Below are 17414 nucleotides of genomic sequence, written 5' to 3'. Positions count from 1 at the left end.
ATTAACGCCAAAATAGAAGACTACGAACTACATTTCTTAATGGTTGACCTTCAACTAATTGCCCTCTCATACGTACTGGCGTAGAATAATTTGAAGAATAAGTCATTCCATAAGGTTTATTATAAGCTGAAGAATAACTTCCAGTCGATCCATAATTAGATTGATAACTATAAGTTACCGTTCCAGGATATGAATAACCTGAATAACTACCATTACTTCCATAACTTTGGTAACTATTGCTATAAGCATTACAATCACAATTAGGTCCACATGGACAATTAGGATTTGTACAATTAGGATTTGTACATTGAGTTCCACTACTGGAGGGAACTACCACAGAACCATCTTTAATTGGTTCTTCAGAAGATTGTTCTTCTAAAGGTGCTTCAATTGTTTCTGCTACAGGAGGATTAACTACTGGAGGATAAACAATTATTTCTGGATAAGCTGGACGAATAACTCGTCCAAGATTAGCTCTAAAAGCATTTGCACGTGCATTAGGATAACAGATTCCTCCAGGACAATTGCTAAAATATTGACATAAATAAGTATCTTCAAACTTAACTTGATCAACCTGATCTTCATTAAGTTTTAGGGCTAAAGCATGAGCAATTTTAGCTTTTGTATTTTCAAATTTATCTAAATCAACCTGTTTTACATTAATTGCTTCGCAACCAACAAATAACGCTGTGGCCATTAAGGCAAAAATAATCTTTTTCATTTTAAATTCTTCCTGTTGTACCAAGATTTGGTAGTTTTAATGGTGGAAAACCTTCTATAGTTGACGCGGTTAATGTACCTTTCTCTTTTACGGCACGCCACGTATCGCTTTCTGATAAAAGATAACAACATGGTGGTAATTTAATTCCAAATTCTTCTCCATGAATAGGGGTATTGCCTCTGTAAAAATTAGGGGGCCAACTATTATCCCACAAATATAAATTCTCTCGATGATATTTCTTTCTAGTATCTACACCACAAATAAGCATTGCATGAGCTATGGGACTTCTTTGTAATGTACAGATACCATATTCATTACGAGTTGTTGAAGGATTAATAGAGCTACCACAAGAAAAAGCACGCCCAGCAAATAAGCCTGCTCTGATTTCTTCCATAGAAGAAACCGTAACCACATTTTTAATCGGAAACTTTGCAGCTTCTTGTAATATTTCTCTAGGAACATTATTTACCCAATTTTGTGCTCCTAGACGCCAATAGTTATCATATTCTCTTAAATCAAATGTTTTACCATTCAATTCATAGAGTTTTTCAAGAATAATTCCACCTTTTAAGGCATTTATTACCTCATAAAGGGTCATTCCTTCACCACGGCGGCCACGTAAAGCATAAATTAAACAGGTAGCTGATTCTTCAATAAAGGCTGATTCGTAACCATTTAATCGTTCATTCTTACGATTAATGTCCAGCATAGACTTAGTTGCATGAGAATAACAATCTCCAGTTTTTTGAACATGTGAAAAAGAATCTTTATCTACGTCCAATACTGGGGAAAAAGGTAATGCTACTCCTTCTTTATTGGCAAATTCACTAATATAATCAACACGATCGCCGAAATAAGGTGATTGTTCAGCATTAGCAAAAAACTCATCCCGCGAGTATTTTACTAGTTTTCTAACATCAGCTGAGAAATCAGGCGTATCAAGAAATACACCATCAATTTTTCGGCTTAGATAATCTTTAAATAGCTGTTCAAAAGGCATTGTATGCTGTCCAACCTATTGCGTAAAGTAATGCACCTAAAGTTTTATGATCAACTTTATCTTCAGGATTTAATCCCATTCTAGAAGCTAAAATTTCGTCAATTTTTTCTCCCAGTCCTGGGATAGAGCCTTTTAGGTTACTGTTTTCATACATCATATCTAGTGCTGTTTCATTATAAACCTTAAAATCAGCATTATTCTGGAGGAAATTCCTCGGATTTCTAGTAACTACATCGGCAAATGACATATAAAAATATGCACATTCCATTGCCATTACTTTATCTTTAACAAATAATTCAGTTAAAGGGGCCGTTAAGGTAATATCTGCTTCCAATGGCTTAGGTAATTCATCAGGTGTTTTTACTTCATCAGGAGTTTTTACTAAATCTTTTAAATCGTCAAGATTTACTCCAGATTGATTAAAACCAAAGAGCAAAACAGCTAAAATTAAAGCTATTTTTCTGTTTTTATCCAAATTATTAAACATCTTTTTTCTCAACTAAAAGGGCTGGAAGCTCTAATAATGCTTTTTTAAGCTTAGGATCAACAACTTTTTCACTTGTCTGATAAAGTTCCAACCAAGTTAATAGTCTTATAGCATCCGGGCTTAAATTATCAGTTTCTTCTAGTCTTGAAATTAATTCAGATTGATTAGGATTATTAGACTTTAAGTTTAAATCTCCAAGCCATTCCTTAATTTTCGGCCATAACTGGGGAAAAAACACATAGGCAATCAGGCCGATGATTAATTTTGTGCTTAAATCTAGATTAGAAAGCCATTCAAGCATTTTTATTTCCATCCAATCTTTTGTCTAATTTATCAATGGCCTCAGTTAATTTATGAGTACATTGAGTATTATTTTCGCACAATTCGGTCAACATTTGCTTAAAATAAGCTCTTTCTGTTGTACCAGTAATATCACTTCTAGATCTTTCATGTTCAATTTGTTTTAGAAACAAATCACGCTCTTTATCTCTCTGTTCAGCGTCATGCTTTCTTTGATCATCCATGGTTTCTTTAAATGTACTAATGAAATTTGGTATCCACTTTCCCATAACATACCCAAATCCACACAATAAAATTAATGTGAATAGGAGAATTAGTACGGCTATATAAGTGCCCTCACTTTTACCTTCCGTTGATTTAATAGCGTTACTAATTCCACCAGTTACATCACCTTGCATTAACAAAACACGCATATCAAAACTGCCCTTCTAGTTAATTACTACTTACATTCGTTTGAATGAGTAGTGGTCCTGATGTAGCTTCAAAGTTATTTATCGTTTTGACATCAACAGAAGGTGCTTTAGGCGTTAATGATTTAATTACTTGAATCAATTGCTTAGGATCTTTAACCATTTCTCTAATAGAATCAACTAATTCCTCATAGTTTTCTCCATTAGCTCCAATTAATGCATCCAAAGTCGCCAACTGCACCAATTGTTGTTTTACAGATATTTCATGATCGAAATCTCTTATATCTTCACGATCAAAAGTTTTTAAAATGTTTTCTATATTACGAGTTTTATCATAACGTCTCTTCTTCAGAGTTGTCGCCATATTAGTTATATGGTTCACACCACTGGAGGAAAGCGTACTCTCGTTTAAGTTAATTATTAACTCATCAAACTGACTTTCAGGGTATTTCAGCTTATCTCCAGGTGCCAATACAAGTATTTCGCCGAATAGCTGATTTAATAGTTTTTGTTTCTGTTCGTCTAGATAAATTAAGTAAGGACTAGCACCTTGTAATATAACAAGTATCTGCTTCATCTGACTTAATTGTTTATCCATAATGGCTTGTGAAGCACGTAGAAAATAACCTTTTCTTAGAACTATTAAGTCATTTAATAAACCTTGGTATTTCCTTATATAATGCTGAGTTTGTTCTGAATCACTGGAGAGAACTTCATCAGGCTTTATTTTACTTAGAATTTCTAAGGTGCCATTTAGACTTTTTTCTTCTTCTATGCCGTTCCTAATTTCGTCAGGTGTTAAATATCCTTTAGGTGGCATGTTTATCTTATTTTCTGAGGTTTTCTTATTTTTTCTAGAGCTTTCGTAACGTCCTTATTAGTATATACATAGGTGAGGAATTGTTTGTTCACTTAAAAAAGATATTGTATAAGGTTTTTGAACAAATGTACACTATTAAAATTATTTATTTTCAAGTATGAATAGGTGGGGGCACTGCAAAATGACATTCTTTTGTCAATGACATACGTAGGGCAGTGACATTTTTATGACAGTGACATATTTATGTCAATGACATTATTGTGTCACACACATAATTATGTCATGACATAACCTTGTCATAGTGCATTATTATGTCACTGACATATTGATGTCATGACATATAGAAGTCATGACATAGCAGTGTCATACCATTATTGTGTCATGACATTATCATGATATAGAGCATTAGTATGTCACAGTGCTTATATATGTCACACTAGTTGCGATTGCAGGATACATTGTTAAGAAACTGTTAAGAATAGGTTAAGAGGAAATTAATATTAATTATTGCACTAAATGACCTGCACCCCTAGTTGACAAACAGCCGATAAGTAGTTAAACTGACCTTCGGTTGGTTAGTTAGTTGCTCACACGGGTGAGTAGGATGGTTGTTGGTAAGGTCTTATGGCCCGAAACAATAACGGCCCCTTAGAAGTGAAAAGCTTTAGACTAACAGTTAGTTCTTTGACAATTCGGTTAAACAGAGGGATTTAAAATCTCTCATTCCGGCCTGTTATCCTACTTCTAATAAAGGCTAACTATCATGGCACGCACAATATCTGTTGAACCTAAAACTGCTACTTACTTTCGTATCGGTGGAGAGCTAGTTGGCTTCAAAACACAACTAGCTCAAATGCAATACGCTGCTTTGTCTGCTTTTGATCCAAACACGTCTTATATCAAATACGATGGATATAAAATCGAAGAGGAATCAATTATAGACTTCTCAGAGGCCGCATCGCAGACGACAAGTTTTGTTTCTGACCTAATGATTAAGATTGCCGATAAGGGCTTTAAATGCCAATTACGGCTGAATAATGAGTTAGTGATTGAGTTTAAAACACGACTCAAGCAACTGAATTATCTAGGTCACGTTTTGGCCGATGCCTCCAAATACAAGTACTGGAAGCGATTCGATGCCGAAAGAATCGGAGAACCGAATATCGTCAATTGGGACAATATGACACAAGAACAACGTCTCAACTTTATCTCGCAGTTAAAGTGATTCGAGATACATTTTTCTAACAGGCCGGAATGAGGGGTTTTAATTTCACGTGAAACATAAAGGATAATTAAATGGAAAATCTAACAGAACGCGAAGTACAATTATTGCTTGAGAGTCTTTACGCTGAAAAGCTAAGTTTGCTCAACAGAATGAAAGAAATTGATAATCTTCACGACAAGCTTAACGGAATGTTATTCGATGTTAGTGATTTAGTTTTGTGTCCAGGACAACATGGGGGTGAAGAGCTTGCAGTTAAATTAAACAACTAGATTTTAAATCACTCGCAATGGTCGATATATCGTTAGAATACGATATATCGACCAGCAAATACCATGCCAAAAATCGTGTCAAGAAAAAAGTTATAATTCCTATAAAAAAATCAGTTATAGAACCTATAAAAAAATCAGTTATAGAAAGAAGGTAATGGGAGTATCTCGCCTGCCTATATAAAAATCAGTATGCCCGAGCAGGCAATAGGAGTGTGGGCCTAGCAATTTTTTTTGCTAATTTTTTTTGCCGCAAAATTCCTGCCTATATATAAATATATAATATATACTATATATTTATATATAAGCAGTCGTCCGGCGGTTTTTCATGGCATTTTTAAATGAGGGTTTAATCATGGGTGAGGGAAAGAATTTTAAAAAATGTGATCATTGTAATAGGATTGCTCGTTTCTTAACGACAAGTAATTTCTATAATAGTGATGGAGAAACTTATCGTGTGCATCATAGTGCTGTATGTAAAATTCATTTATATACAGAACAACATACTTATCATCTTAATAAGATAGATAACTATGATCATCAAATTTGGCGTGAAAAACAAAAACCCAAAACCCAAAACCCAAACCCAAAACCCAAAACCCAAATGCAATTACTGGAGGAGAAATGAACTGGCCCACAGCTTTTTTAATTAGTGTATTAGTTATTTGCTCATCGGCAATATTAATCACTACTGATTATTTCAAAACCCAAATTGAAATAAGAACTATGGAATTAAATTATCCCTTCGGCGAATAACTGGAGGGAAATTCATAGGCCGGATAGGTTATTTAATTAATCTATCTGGTCTTTTTATTAATGTACAAAATAACATTAGTGTACAATAAGAATAATGTACAAAATAACATGATACACTAGAAAAATGTACAAAATAACATTAGTGTACAATAAGAATAATGTACAAATAGACCTATTATTTTTAAGCTTACTAATTTTTTTACTGTACAACAGGATACTATTTTAGTAAGCTAGGTGTACAGAAGAACATTACAAAAATCATTAAAAAACCTATTAAAAAGCTTGTACACTAGTATACAACCTTATTATTTAATACCTAAATAAGGTTGTATACTAGTGTACAAGCTAATTTAGTGTACAAACATTCAATTTGATTGTTTTTTTGTACACTACTTGTATACTATTTTAAGCAATTAATTAGCATACTGAAAAATTGTTCAGTTGTGTACATAAGGTAACTAACCCCTTGCATGTGTTGTGGTGCAAACGTACACTATTTCCTGTTTAATTAGTTTGGTATTCGATAATGAGAACAAATATTCAGTATTCTAATTAAATGTACATTTGATTACTATTTTATTTAATTATTTGTACACTATCCGTCCAATGGGGGTCCAGGTGCTTTTCGTACACTATAAAAACCCCTTGTTTTTTACTACCCGCCCCCTCTAAGGTGGCCTAAATTTTTGCCTCCGCCGACCCCCTAGGGTGTATTTAATTATTAACTTATATACATATGTTCAGTTAACTTTATATATGTTTATAGGTCAAAAACCCCTTGAAAATCGTAGTGAACTACCCTATACCATTGTGAAGATATAGTGTACAACACCCTACCTAAGAGGTATTCCAAACTGTACACTTAACACTTGTACATTTTTCTATTCATCAAACTCCTCAAAAAAGAAACCCCATAAAATGCAATCTACTCCTAAAAAAGTCTACAAACTTTTCATAAACAGTCCAAATCCAAACGAATTATTTTCTCTCGGCTTTGTCGCAACCCAAATAAAATACAATATAAACGCATATAACTTCCCTCCAGTTGGTAAATTTTTCGCATTTGAAAGATCTTGGAATTCTGAAAAATTTTTAAGAGAACTTCAAAAAGAATATAAGCTTGATACGCCACATATTTATTCTGTTTGGGAATGCGAAACAACTGGAGAAATATATCCTTATGCCGATAAGAGAGTACCTGCTTTTGAAAGCACTATAGAAAGCTTTTGGGAAAATTGGCAGCACGGCGATTTAGAAAATAAAATATATTGTATAACTCCTCCACGAACAGTTTTAATCGACAATTTCAAACCAATACAAAAACTTTGGTAACTTTATAACTCCCCTCCAGTACAAAAAAGGAAACATAGGGTGCTTTATGCCAACTTGCTACAAAAGATTTCGCGTTTATTCATCAAATGAACAATTTATATCAGACGTAGCCTACAAAAACTCTTATACACATTTCGCTACTAACAAAATTTTATCAGAAATTCTGGACAAAACTCAAGTAACAACGATAACAGATATTAAATTTTCTTTAGGGCCTGTCGTTAGAAACCCATATTGTTATTATTTAGAAGGAATATGGAATAAACCCTTTTTCCCCTCCAGTAAGATTTTTGCATTAAGCGACATCCATCGAGTAGTTTGTGATTCTATTCATGAAGAATTATGGGAATGCGAATATCGTGGAGAAGAAATAAAATTTGGACGAAGGTATATTCCTTCTATGGACTACCCAATTAAAAATTTCTGGGAAAACTTCAAGCCAAACGATAAATCGTATTTCGCTTTTAGCCAAGAAGATGATTTTTATCAATATTATGTAACTGGCAGCAAAACAATTTTAGTAGATGAAATTCGGCTCGTCCAAAGGATAAAGTAATTATGGCTACCAAACCACACCCAATTCTTATTGATAAAAGAATCAAAGAAGTCAATTTTGAAAAAGTTGAATTTAAACAGTATTTTGTTCATGGCTCACAAATTTATATAAGAGTAGCTGAATTTAGTGAGCATACTGAACGAAAAAATGCTATTAACATTTTAACTGGTTCTTTTGCTTATTTTTCACCTGAACATAAAATTGAATTAATTGAACGGCTCGAACTTTGGATGTATTAATTTCTCACAACAGAAACTCTCCTTCAGTCTAGGAAAATAATCGTGAAACTACAAATAACTGACAAACGTGATGAAGAATTAACTTTTTCTAAGCTTGACGAAAAGGAATTTTTTCAAATTCCCCGTACGCTTACTAAAAATGAAATTGCAATTAAAATAACTCCAATTGAAAGCATGGATGAACTTGCACCATATAATTCTTTTAATATTTCACGGGGCGAACTTGAATATATAACAAATGATACTCCAGTTATTGTTATAAATAAAATTGAAATAATTTTAAAATAACTCTCCTCCCAGTCTAGGAAAATAAGTATGGCAATTTTTGACAAAAAATGTCTTTATGATGCAAAAGATTTAAAAACAATTACGCAAGAAAATATCAAATATTATGAAGAACATGGTTTTGATATTTTCTTAGAGCATATAATTGAGCGAATTAATAATGATGCTTCAAATAGAGAATTTGAAACACATATTTCAGTAAGTTCTATTCCCCAAAAAGTAATTGATAAAATAATCAAACATTTGGGATCAAAAAATTATTCAGTTATTATTGATGGAACGTGGATGAAAATAACTTGGAAATACATATGAAATACTGTTACAAAGTTTTTCGTGTAAGATCAAAAACTAAATTAAATCCTATTTCAGCTCATTTAGCTTTAAGAGCTGACATTATTTATCAAAAAGAAAAATGGAATACTCCTTATTTACCCAATAGCCGAATATTTGCATTTTTTAATAAATCTGATGTATTAGATTATACAAAAGATCTAGATAGTTTTACTAGATTTAGTATTTATAAATGCCAATATATAGGTAAAGCTATTTCTTTTGGAGAGAGATCTTTACCTTCTTTGTCAGAAGATTATCCAACATTTTGGAAAAATTTTAGTTACTTAACAGAAATGGTTAATGAATCTTTTAATGAATATTTAAATGTTTGTTTTCAAACTCCACCCGGCACAATTTTAGTTAAATTTCTCAAGCCTATAGAAGAAATACAATGAAAGAACATAATTGTTTTAAAGTAATTTGGCAAAAAGATATTGGAACGGCCTTTACCTCCAGTGGTTCAGTTGGAGAATGGGAATTAATTTATCCACTTAATGAAGAAGTTTTTCCTCCAGTACATTGCCCACAAAGTAAACTGTTTGTTTTCAAAACTTTGGTAGCTGTAAATGATTTTTATAGGTTTAATATTCTTACTGAATATGATACATTAAGAATATTTAAAGCCTATGCCACAGGTCTAATTAACAATCGAAATACAAAATTCCCAGCTGTTTTAAATATTTGCGAATCTGATTTCAAAATGTTTTGGGAAGGTCATCAATTTGAAGATGCTGCTTACAACGAAAAAAGAGCTAAATTAATTTATTATGCTGATTCGGTAACATTACTGGAGGAAATAGATTATGACACTGCGGCCGAATTGCTTTAAATTAGTGTATGCTTATGGAAATGATATTTATACTTCTGTTGGAGTATCTTCTTATTCTGAGTGGTTAGTTAAATATGAACTTGGCAAGGAAGTTTTTCCCCCAGAAATTTGCCCTGAAAGTAAATTGTTTGTTTTTAAAGAAAAAGATAAACTTTTAGATTATTATGGGGGTCTAATTAAACGAGAACCTGATTTACGTTTATTTGAAGCTTATGGAAAGAATTTACTTGCAGCAAAAGATTTTGAAATTCCTTTTTTTAATGATAATGATTGGAAAGGTTTTTGGTTAAAAGATCCATCTCTAAAAAAGCTTTTTGATAAAGAACATTTTTTAACAAGGTCAAGTCAAACATTTTATTATGCCGATACAGTTACCTTATTAAAAGAAATCCCCCTGCTTCGCTGACCCCCCAAAAAGTGGGGGTAAAAACTTTCTGTATTTTTTCTGCGATCCCGTGAACCACTCAGCGATTCTTGCGTAGTATATAGTGTGAGGCCGGGTGGGATGCCTGAGACGATTAAATTATTTAATCAGAGGCGGTTAGATTATTTATTATTTACCACAATTCGGGAATAATAAAGACCGTTTAACAAATTAGTTGCTTTTTGTTTTTTCAAGTTTTGGAGATTTATTAATGTCTACTGATACCGCTGTTGAAGTAATTGAAGTTGTGGAAGAAAAAGAAGAAAAGAAGACTCGTGGACGTAAAGCTGCACCAAAAAAGAATTACAAGCGAATCTTTTCTAATGCAGATAATTGTGATGCAAATCCTCCACTTGATGATAAAGATATGCCTGTCGATGGATTTCGGGCATATAAGGTAGTTGTTACTTCAGAAGTTAATTTTGCAAAGGGAACTGAATTCTTTGTTCATGCTCGTTCGGGCGATCAAGCTTCCAGTTTTATTATTGGAAATTATGTTGATTCGCAACCATTGCATGAACAACAACGCGGTCCTTCTAAGAAGATTGATGAGAATTATTTGAAGTATTGCCATCTTATGCATAATGCTGGCATGACTGATGGTTTGAATGAGTTCTTTAAGGAATTTCCTCATTACGAAAAGATTGATTTTTCCAAGCCAGTTGATGAATTGATTCAAGAATATTGCTCCAAGAAATAAACCTTCGTGCCATGACGGTTTTGCCCTTCCCTGAAAATTAATTATAAATACAAATTCCAAACTAACCACGTTGCGATTTGTTATAATTAATTAGTAAGGGAAGGGTTTTCTTTTGAAGCGTACGGGGCCTCCCCAGAAATAATTATTTAAAGCCAAACTAAAATCCGTGCGGCATAATTAAAGTATGGGGAGGCAACGTTTTTTATTATGCCAACAATACAAGAAACATATGATTCATTAGTAAAACATTTACGAACACAAAAGAAAAGATCAATAACTTCTTTTAAAGGAGCAGTTATTGGGGCCTATCGAGGACATAATGATTTAAAATCTCCTGTAGGCTTTTTATTAGGACCGTTTTATCTTCCAGAATTTGAAGGTCAAGGTCTTAAAGATTCTTTAATACATTGGATCATTGAAAGACAATTAAAACATAATTTTAATTTGTGTTGTGCATTTGAAAGAATGCATGATACTATTCCCCCAGAATACTGGGAGAATGAATTTCAATGTATCTCCAAAATCTATAAAACCATTTATACACCTGTTTCTTATCGGGTAATTAAAGCCGACGAAGACGAATTAGTCGGTTATCTTGTAAATGGTAAATTCATTTGTTTAGAAAAAGCAAATCATATTCCTCAGTTTCCTCGTCCAGTTGCAATTTACAAATCTCACATAGGGAATTTTTCTCAAATTTGTTCTTTGAATAAACAATTAATTATTGATGGCTTAAAATCACAATTAACTAATAAACCCATCTGCATGTTTCCCTACTAAAAATGAAGATTCTAAAAACGCCTGAAAATGTTTGTATTTTTGAAAAAATTCCTATAAATGATGTTTTTGAATATGAAGGATTCTTGTATTTAAAAACTAATGCTATATTTAATTCACAAGGGGATCAATATAATGCTGTTGGTATAACAACTAATGTTTCTCCATGTTATATTTATCCTACTATGTATGTTATTCATTATCCAAATGCTGTTTTGCATTTAAATAAGGCTTCAAATAATGAAAATGGGTAAGTATGATTATGATTACCTAAAAGTTAGAATCATGATTAGAGCAAGTTGTTTTGCTTTACACGAACATGGTTTAGAAGTTACATTTGATGAATTTGCAGAACAATTACAAAATCATCCTCAATACGAAAAAATTCCATTAAGTAGATTAGTCAAATATTGTTATCGTTATTTTAAACGCAGGGTTTTATATGGGCCAGAAGAATAAAGAATTTGAAGTAGGAAACAAAGTCAAATATGTAGGCCCAAATAGACTGGAGGGAAGTCATTTATTAGCTTCAACAATAGGAACTATAATAGAGAAGATTCCCTCCAGTATTTTCAAAAATTCTTACGTTGTTGTATTTGATGCTATTAATGATGAAAAATTAAGTTTTACAATCCCACAAATGTACTTAGAAGCTCTATGATTAAAAAAACGCTTATTATCGTTTGTTATGATGATGTTAGATATCCTCCAGATTTATTTTTACTGGAGGGAGACTATCGTAAATTTAATAAAACGATTATTAATCAAGCACGCCAAAATTCTGCTGAAAGAGAAAAAGAAAACGCATTAGCAAAATTACTTTATGATTCTGATGGAGAACATATTCATCCTACTGTTCTTCTAGAAGAAATTATTAATAATGAAAATACCATTGATATGGCGATCATTTGGGTATGGGAAATGTTAAATGGTTAGGTTAGGTAATTTTAATGAGGATTATTTTGTAAAAGCTAATCTTGTACATACAGAAATGTGCTTGATTTATAATCAAGCTTTAATAGCTATTATGCATAACAAAGATATTGTTTGGCCAATAGATTTACTTGAATCTACTGTTGCCAAAATAGAAAAAATAAAACAATTGCAAGAAAGTTTAGACAATGAAAAAACCTGATGATGCTCATGTTTCTGATATGGCAATAGCTCGTTTACTAGAAGCACTTGATTTAGGTTTATCTTATGAAGAAGCTTTACATGGCTTACAATCTTGTGTTAAACTTGAACAATCAAATAGAATCAATTTTGATTACAAAAAAGATCATCGTGTAGGAATTGATTCTGCTCATGTTTCTGATATGGCAATAGCTCGTTTACTAATTGAAAAAGGAGTTATTACACAAGAAGAATATATTGAAGAACTTCGTTTATGTATGAACTTTGAAGTTGCTTTAAGAGAAAAAAAATGGTCAGAAAAACTTGGTAGAGAAGTCACTTTTAGATAATCTATAATTTATTCCGGGCTCTCCCCAGTGGTGGAAATGGTAGACACAAAGATCTTAAGAGTCTTTGCTTTTTAAGCGTATGAGTTCGAGTCTCATCTGGGGAATTTATGGATTTAATAGGTAAAAGAGTTGAATATATAACCTGTTGTGCAAATATAAAAGGTATTATTGTTGGTTATTATTCAGCAACAGAAGTATTAGTTCAACAACTTGAAGGTGATCCTGTTTCAGTATTTATAGACCAATTAACTTTTGTTGATGATAAAATGGAAACGAACTTATTTTCTTGTAATAGCCAAGAACAAATTGACGACTATTTGTTTATTTATTATCAATGCCTACTTAAAGTAGATATTGGTCACTGGAAAAAAGGTACTTTAATTGATAAATTGAGTATTGATATTTACAAGGGTACTCTCCACATTTTAGATTCTGATCAAAATGTTGTGGAATCTTTTAAAGTTAAACTTCAACTAATATGAAAAAATATATAACTTGTCCAGCTTGTAAAGCTGAAGTAAAAGTCATTGCTAATTTATATTCATTAGGAGGACATATAGGGGATTGTCATTTAGCAGGTGAAGAATTAGTTGATCCTGATAAATATATCGCCCCCAGTATTGGTAGAACTCCTTTTCCTTATCAACAAAAAGGAATTGAATGGGGATTACCTCCAGAAAGAGATAATTTTGCATTATTTTGGGAAATGCGTTTGGGTAAAACCCTTACTGCAATTAAAATATTGCAAGGAAAAGGAGTTAAAAAACCTTTAATTGTCTGTCCAAAAGCTGTTATTCATACTTGGTTAGATGAATTAAAGTTAGAGGGTATTGAAAACCCTTTAGTTATTAATACTGATCTAGCTAGAGTAATGAAACCTGCTATTCAAAAGCTAGAAACATGGTATGTTACGAATTATGAAACATTAATTCGTGAAGATATATCTGATTGTGGCTTTGATGCAATTGTTTGTGATGAAAGTCATAAATTAAAAGACCCTAAAACCAAAATTTCTTCGCATTTAACTTCCGAATCCTGGAGGAAAGTACCTATTAAAGGGTTATTAACAGGTACTCCAGCCCCAGAAAATTTATTAGAATACTATCAGCAGATGAAATTCCTTTTTGGTGATTTTGCTGGTTGTCCAACATTCTGGCAATTTAAGCATAGGTTTTTCAAACATGAAGGAAATAATCGTTATGTACCTAAATATGGTATCGCCGATTATCTTTCAGGTGTTTTAGCTACTTATTGCAATGTTCTTAAAAGAGAACATGCCGGTATTGGTGGAAAAACATTATATGAACAACGTTTTGTTTCTCTTGAAGGCGATTATAAACAACTTTATGAGAAATATGAGCGTGATTGGATTAGTAAATCAGAAGAATATGATGCTCAATATGCAATTGCAGCATATCAACATTTACACCAATTATCAGGAGGTTTCCATAAAAAAGAAGAATTAAAATCTGATCATAAGCTTAAAGAACTTAAAAGTCTATTAAGAAATGATTTAGCTGGTGAACAAGTAGTTATTTGGTGTAAATATTTAGAAGAACTTGAGACAATTTGTAAAGAAATTTCTAAATATGGAAGAACTACTTTTATTCGAGGAGATGTTCCTTTAGATGTTCGTCACCAACGCCGATTAGATTTTAATGAAGGTCATTATAAATATCTCGTTTGCCAAATTAAAACTGCTTCTCAAGGTTTAGATATGTCTGGAGCAGATACGGCAATTGTTTATTCTAATGAATTTGGAGCAATGTATAGAAGTCAATTAGTTGATCGTTTAGTTCATCCTCATAAAAAAACGCCAAATCTAATTATTGATATAGTTTGTGAAAATACTTTATGTCACGAAGTGTACAATTCTTTAATGGCAAAAATAGATGACCAAAACGCTATGCTTCAAAAAGTCTACAACAAACTGCGTGAAAAATATGCAGGCCAAAGTTTGGTATCAAGGTAATGAATACCTTGGAGATTATGTTAAAACTATCTTTAATCAAGTAGAATATTTAGCTAATAACAACTTCAGAGAAGTTGTTAAAGGTTCATACACAACATTATTTGTATTTTATGTTCCTGTATTAGATAAAGAAATTACTTGTCAAATTCATGAGTTTAAATTTATTGTTCATGAAGATCCAATTGACTTTAAAAAAAGATCAAGAATACTCGATAAATTAAAACTCTCTAAATTCTTTAACTTTGAAGCAGAAGATGAAACAACTTCCTGATCTATTTGTAACTTGTGATCCTGGTTCTGTTGGAACTGGTTTAGCTTTATTTAATAAAAATAGCACTATTCCAATTCAAACTTGGATTTTTAAAGGAGTTTCTGCAACCAATTGGGATTTAAATCGTAAATACATTTTGCATAGTTGTAATAATTTATTTGGTGCTCTAAAAAATCAAACACCAAAACCTATTCTTTATGTGGAAGAACCCCAATTTATGGAAACTTCTATAAAAGGAATTACATCAGCACGTCAAGGTAGTTTGATGAAATTAATTGCTACTTATGGTGGAATACTGGCGATAGCAGAATTAAATTCTATTGAAACAAGAGCCCTTCCAATTCCAATTTGGAAAGGTCAATTAGATAAAAAGAAAGTTCATCTACGTTTAGAAAGACATTATGGTCATTCTTTTGAGGAACACGTAGCAGATGCCGTAGGAATGGGTTTATACTTAATTACAGGTAAACTTTAAATCATGACCGAACCTGAAATCGAAGAAATTGCACCTATTGAATTAAAAAAACATCTTTTCGATCTAACTGAATTTTGTTGGTATGTTGTTACATTTCAAATTGATCGGCATACTTATTACTATGCAATTAAAGTTTCTCATTTAAAGAAATTTAGAACCTTTCCTCCCAGTAATCTTCCAGATGATTATTCTATTACTGGTCCATACATTTCATTAGGTGGTGTACTTACATATTTATTTTTTGATATTCAATCAAGAGAAGATTTTGTGAGATTTACCTATGAAATTTATAATTAGTTTTATTGTAGCTTTAATAATAGTAATGATTTGTAGTCTTTTTTCTACATCATATCATTATCCTGAAGAAGATGAATTAGATTGGAAAGAAAATAATGATCATCAACAAAAATGAAGTTAGTTTTATTATTTTTCAAAATGCAGAAGATAAGAAGCTTAATAAAATAAATATTTGGGTACAACATGCTTCAGATTTTCAAGATACTTATGATCATTTAGTATCTATTGGAGTTTCAATTGCAGCATCTAATCCTTATATTAAAACATTTGCAGAATTAATGCCTCTAATTTCTGTAGCATTATTATGTAGTATGTCTCCTTTATCAACAGAGTACATTATTACATTATCTGGAGCTTCTATTAATCAAGTAAAAAATGAAAATCAACTCAGTTCAAATAACGATAATGCTTAGTGTTCTTTTAGTATTAACATTTAGTGTAAAAAATCTTCAAGATCAAATTGTTGAATTAACTAATGTTTGTCAATTACTTTTAGAACGTATTGAAAATCTTGAGGCAATTTTAAAATGAAGCCGTTATGGACCTTTAAAAAAGGAATTACACAATCATTTACGAGAGAATTTCGTAAATGTAAAATGCATTGCCGATTAAGATACGTTGAAGGTTGGACTCCAAAAGTAGAACCTTTATATTTTCGCTTTGGCCATTTATTTCATCATATTTTACAACATGCTTATTTAGAGAATAAAGCATATTCTCCTCCAGTAATAGCCGAAATGGCAGAAAAGTATTTGCAAAACTGGGAGGAGACGCAAAAGAAATTGTTTTTTGGAGTACAAGCAAAACAAAAGGCCGAGAATGAATTTTTAATTCATATGGCTAAACGTATTTTGACTATGTATTTCCAATATCGCTTTGAAGATTTTATCAATAAGAAATGGTTACATACAGAAGCAGAATTTAAAGTACCTTATAATGGAACTTTTCTCCGCGGCTGTATTGATGGAATGTATTTAGAAAATGATCATTTGGAAATAATGGATCATAAATGTCTTGCTGTATTTAATACAGAAGATTTAGTTCAGTTATTGCCACATGATACACAAATTAATTTATATGCTTTTGCTGCTTATAAATTAACAGGTAAATTTCCTAGGGCTGTTACTTATAATATTATCAGAAAATCACGTTTAAAGCAAGGTAAAGATGAATCTGATATTGCTTATTCAACTCGAATTTGCCAAGATGTTGCAGAACGTCCAGCACATTATTTTATAAGAATAAGAGTACCTTTAAGTATTCATGAAGTTCATGAATGGATAACAAAACAATTATCAGCTTTATTAGCTGAGATATATAATTGGGAACAAACAGGTTATTCTCCTTATCCTTATAATGAAGATGCTTTAATTACAAAGTATGGACGTTCAGATTTTTACGAATTGATTGTTAATGGAAATACAAATAACTATTTTCAACGAGATAAAGTTTTTCCTGAATTAGAAGGCGAATAAA

31 protein-coding genes are annotated in these 17414 nt (G+C 31.8%); 25 read left to right on the top strand and 6 right to left on the bottom strand.

Annotated elements, in window-relative coordinates; genetic code table 11:
• Position 1 precedes the first annotated feature (1 nt).
• The 6 genes from IPM51_11825 to IPM51_11800 are packed head-to-tail and all read right to left on the bottom strand — an operon-like array spanning position 2 to position 3738.
• Positions 2-721: a hypothetical protein gene (locus IPM51_11825; GenBank protein MBK9284986.1), complete on the bottom strand. Its 720-nt coding sequence runs from the start codon at positions 719-721 to the stop codon at positions 2-4.
• Position 722: 1 nt separating this feature from the next.
• A complete protein-coding gene (locus IPM51_11820) occupies positions 723-1721 on the bottom strand; it encodes a hypothetical protein (protein MBK9284985.1) in 999 nt (332 codons plus the stop codon).
• Positions 1711-2208 (bottom strand): hypothetical protein, encoded by a 498-nt coding sequence (locus tag IPM51_11815; GenBank protein ID MBK9284984.1) that lies wholly within the window; start codon positions 2206-2208, stop codon positions 1711-1713. The genes IPM51_11820 and IPM51_11815 overlap by 11 nt, the downstream gene beginning before the upstream one ends.
• Positions 2201-2521 carry a hypothetical protein gene (locus IPM51_11810; protein ID MBK9284983.1) on the bottom strand — a complete coding sequence of 107 codons (321 nt, stop codon included), beginning with the start codon at positions 2519-2521 and terminating at the stop codon, positions 2201-2203. Before IPM51_11810 ends, IPM51_11815 begins: the two co-directional genes overlap by 8 nt.
• The gene (locus IPM51_11805) at positions 2502-2921 is read right to left on the bottom strand and encodes a hypothetical protein (protein MBK9284982.1); all 420 of its coding nucleotides are present in this window, start codon (positions 2919-2921) and stop codon (positions 2502-2504) included. Before IPM51_11805 ends, IPM51_11810 begins: the two co-directional genes overlap by 20 nt.
• 19 nt (positions 2922-2940) lie before the next feature.
• On the bottom strand, positions 2941-3738 hold the full coding sequence (locus IPM51_11800; protein ID MBK9284981.1) for a hypothetical protein: 798 nt from the start codon (positions 3736-3738) through the stop codon (positions 2941-2943).
• A gap of 763 nt (positions 3739-4501) precedes the next feature.
• Here IPM51_11800 and IPM51_11795 point away from each other — a divergent pair.
• The 25 genes from IPM51_11795 (at position 4502) to IPM51_11675 (ending at position 17413) form a co-directional block, all read left to right on the top strand.
• Positions 4502-4963, top strand: coding sequence for a hypothetical protein (locus IPM51_11795; protein MBK9284980.1), 462 nt, complete (start codon positions 4502-4504; stop codon positions 4961-4963).
• A gap of 71 nt (positions 4964-5034) precedes the next feature.
• Entirely contained in the window at positions 5035-5232 is a 198-nt protein-coding gene (locus IPM51_11790) for a hypothetical protein (protein MBK9284979.1), read from the top strand.
• Between the two features lie 352 nt (positions 5233-5584).
• Positions 5585-5857, top strand: coding sequence for a hypothetical protein (locus IPM51_11785; GenBank protein ID MBK9284978.1), 273 nt, complete (start codon positions 5585-5587; stop codon positions 5855-5857).
• Between the two features lie 1046 nt (positions 5858-6903).
• The gene (locus IPM51_11780; protein ID MBK9284977.1) at positions 6904-7317 is read left to right on the top strand and encodes a hypothetical protein; all 414 of its coding nucleotides are present in this window, start codon (positions 6904-6906) and stop codon (positions 7315-7317) included.
• Between the two features lie 46 nt (positions 7318-7363).
• On the top strand, positions 7364-7873 hold the full coding sequence (locus IPM51_11775) for a hypothetical protein (protein ID MBK9284976.1): 510 nt from the start codon (positions 7364-7366) through the stop codon (positions 7871-7873).
• A gap of 2 nt (positions 7874-7875) precedes the next feature.
• Positions 7876-8112, top strand: coding sequence for a hypothetical protein (locus IPM51_11770; protein ID MBK9284975.1), 237 nt, complete (start codon positions 7876-7878; stop codon positions 8110-8112).
• Positions 8113-8154: 42 nt separating this feature from the next.
• A complete protein-coding gene (locus IPM51_11765) occupies positions 8155-8400 on the top strand; it encodes a hypothetical protein (protein ID MBK9284974.1) in 246 nt (81 codons plus the stop codon).
• Between the two features lie 27 nt (positions 8401-8427).
• A complete protein-coding gene (locus IPM51_11760) occupies positions 8428-8709 on the top strand; it encodes a hypothetical protein (protein MBK9284973.1) in 282 nt (93 codons plus the stop codon).
• Positions 8706-9125, top strand: a complete 420-nt coding sequence (locus IPM51_11755) for a hypothetical protein (protein MBK9284972.1) — start codon at positions 8706-8708, stop codon at positions 9123-9125. Before IPM51_11760 ends, IPM51_11755 begins: the two co-directional genes overlap by 4 nt.
• Positions 9122-9559: a hypothetical protein gene (locus IPM51_11750; protein MBK9284971.1), complete on the top strand. Its 438-nt coding sequence runs from the start codon at positions 9122-9124 to the stop codon at positions 9557-9559. The genes IPM51_11755 and IPM51_11750 overlap by 4 nt, the downstream gene beginning before the upstream one ends.
• A gap of 4 nt (positions 9560-9563) precedes the next feature.
• The gene (locus IPM51_11745) at positions 9564-9965 is read left to right on the top strand and encodes a hypothetical protein (protein ID MBK9284970.1); all 402 of its coding nucleotides are present in this window, start codon (positions 9564-9566) and stop codon (positions 9963-9965) included.
• A gap of 229 nt (positions 9966-10194) precedes the next feature.
• The gene (locus IPM51_11740; protein ID MBK9284969.1) at positions 10195-10683 is read left to right on the top strand and encodes a hypothetical protein; all 489 of its coding nucleotides are present in this window, start codon (positions 10195-10197) and stop codon (positions 10681-10683) included.
• Positions 10684-10890: 207 nt separating this feature from the next.
• Complete coding sequence (locus IPM51_11735; protein ID MBK9284968.1) at positions 10891-11463, top strand: hypothetical protein; 573 nt, start codon at positions 10891-10893, stop codon at positions 11461-11463.
• Positions 11464-11465: 2 nt separating this feature from the next.
• A complete protein-coding gene (locus tag IPM51_11730; protein ID MBK9284967.1) occupies positions 11466-11714 on the top strand; it encodes a hypothetical protein in 249 nt (82 codons plus the stop codon).
• Positions 11715-11745: 31 nt separating this feature from the next.
• The gene (locus tag IPM51_11725) at positions 11746-11919 is read left to right on the top strand and encodes a hypothetical protein (protein MBK9284966.1); all 174 of its coding nucleotides are present in this window, start codon (positions 11746-11748) and stop codon (positions 11917-11919) included.
• 198 nt (positions 11920-12117) lie between these two features.
• Entirely contained in the window at positions 12118-12396 is a 279-nt protein-coding gene (locus IPM51_11720; GenBank protein ID MBK9284965.1) for a hypothetical protein, read from the top strand.
• Positions 12389-12595 (top strand): hypothetical protein, encoded by a 207-nt coding sequence (locus IPM51_11715; GenBank protein MBK9284964.1) that lies wholly within the window; start codon positions 12389-12391, stop codon positions 12593-12595. Before IPM51_11720 ends, IPM51_11715 begins: the two co-directional genes overlap by 8 nt.
• Positions 12582-12923, top strand: a complete 342-nt coding sequence (locus IPM51_11710; protein MBK9284963.1) for a hypothetical protein — start codon at positions 12582-12584, stop codon at positions 12921-12923. Before IPM51_11715 ends, IPM51_11710 begins: the two co-directional genes overlap by 14 nt.
• 107 nt (positions 12924-13030) lie before the next feature.
• Positions 13031-13405: a hypothetical protein gene (locus IPM51_11705; GenBank protein ID MBK9284962.1), complete on the top strand. Its 375-nt coding sequence runs from the start codon at positions 13031-13033 to the stop codon at positions 13403-13405.
• Positions 13402-14895, top strand: a complete 1494-nt coding sequence (locus IPM51_11700) for a DEAD/DEAH box helicase (protein MBK9284961.1) — start codon at positions 13402-13404, stop codon at positions 14893-14895. The genes IPM51_11705 and IPM51_11700 overlap by 4 nt, the downstream gene beginning before the upstream one ends.
• Positions 14867-15166 carry a hypothetical protein gene (locus IPM51_11695; GenBank protein MBK9284960.1) on the top strand — a complete coding sequence of 100 codons (300 nt, stop codon included), beginning with the start codon at positions 14867-14869 and terminating at the stop codon, positions 15164-15166. Before IPM51_11700 ends, IPM51_11695 begins: the two co-directional genes overlap by 29 nt.
• A complete protein-coding gene (locus IPM51_11690; GenBank protein ID MBK9284959.1) occupies positions 15150-15641 on the top strand; it encodes a hypothetical protein in 492 nt (163 codons plus the stop codon). The genes IPM51_11695 and IPM51_11690 overlap by 17 nt, the downstream gene beginning before the upstream one ends.
• Before the next feature lie 3 nt (positions 15642-15644).
• Positions 15645-15938, top strand: a complete 294-nt coding sequence (locus IPM51_11685; protein MBK9284958.1) for a hypothetical protein — start codon at positions 15645-15647, stop codon at positions 15936-15938.
• Positions 15939-16033: 95 nt separating this feature from the next.
• A complete protein-coding gene (locus tag IPM51_11680) occupies positions 16034-16351 on the top strand; it encodes a hypothetical protein (protein ID MBK9284957.1) in 318 nt (105 codons plus the stop codon).
• Positions 16352-16465: 114 nt separating this feature from the next.
• Positions 16466-17413 carry a PD-(D/E)XK nuclease family protein gene (locus IPM51_11675; protein MBK9284956.1) on the top strand — a complete coding sequence of 316 codons (948 nt, stop codon included), beginning with the start codon at positions 16466-16468 and terminating at the stop codon, positions 17411-17413.
• The last annotated feature ends 1 nt before the right edge of the window (position 17414 follow it).

It is taken from the genome of Sphingobacteriaceae bacterium (genome assembly GCA_016715905.1).
In the GTDB taxonomy this organism is placed as follows: domain Bacteria; phylum Bacteroidota; class Bacteroidia; order B-17B0; family Aurantibacillaceae; genus Aurantibacillus.
This window is presented reverse-complemented; position numbering and strand designations above follow the sequence as displayed.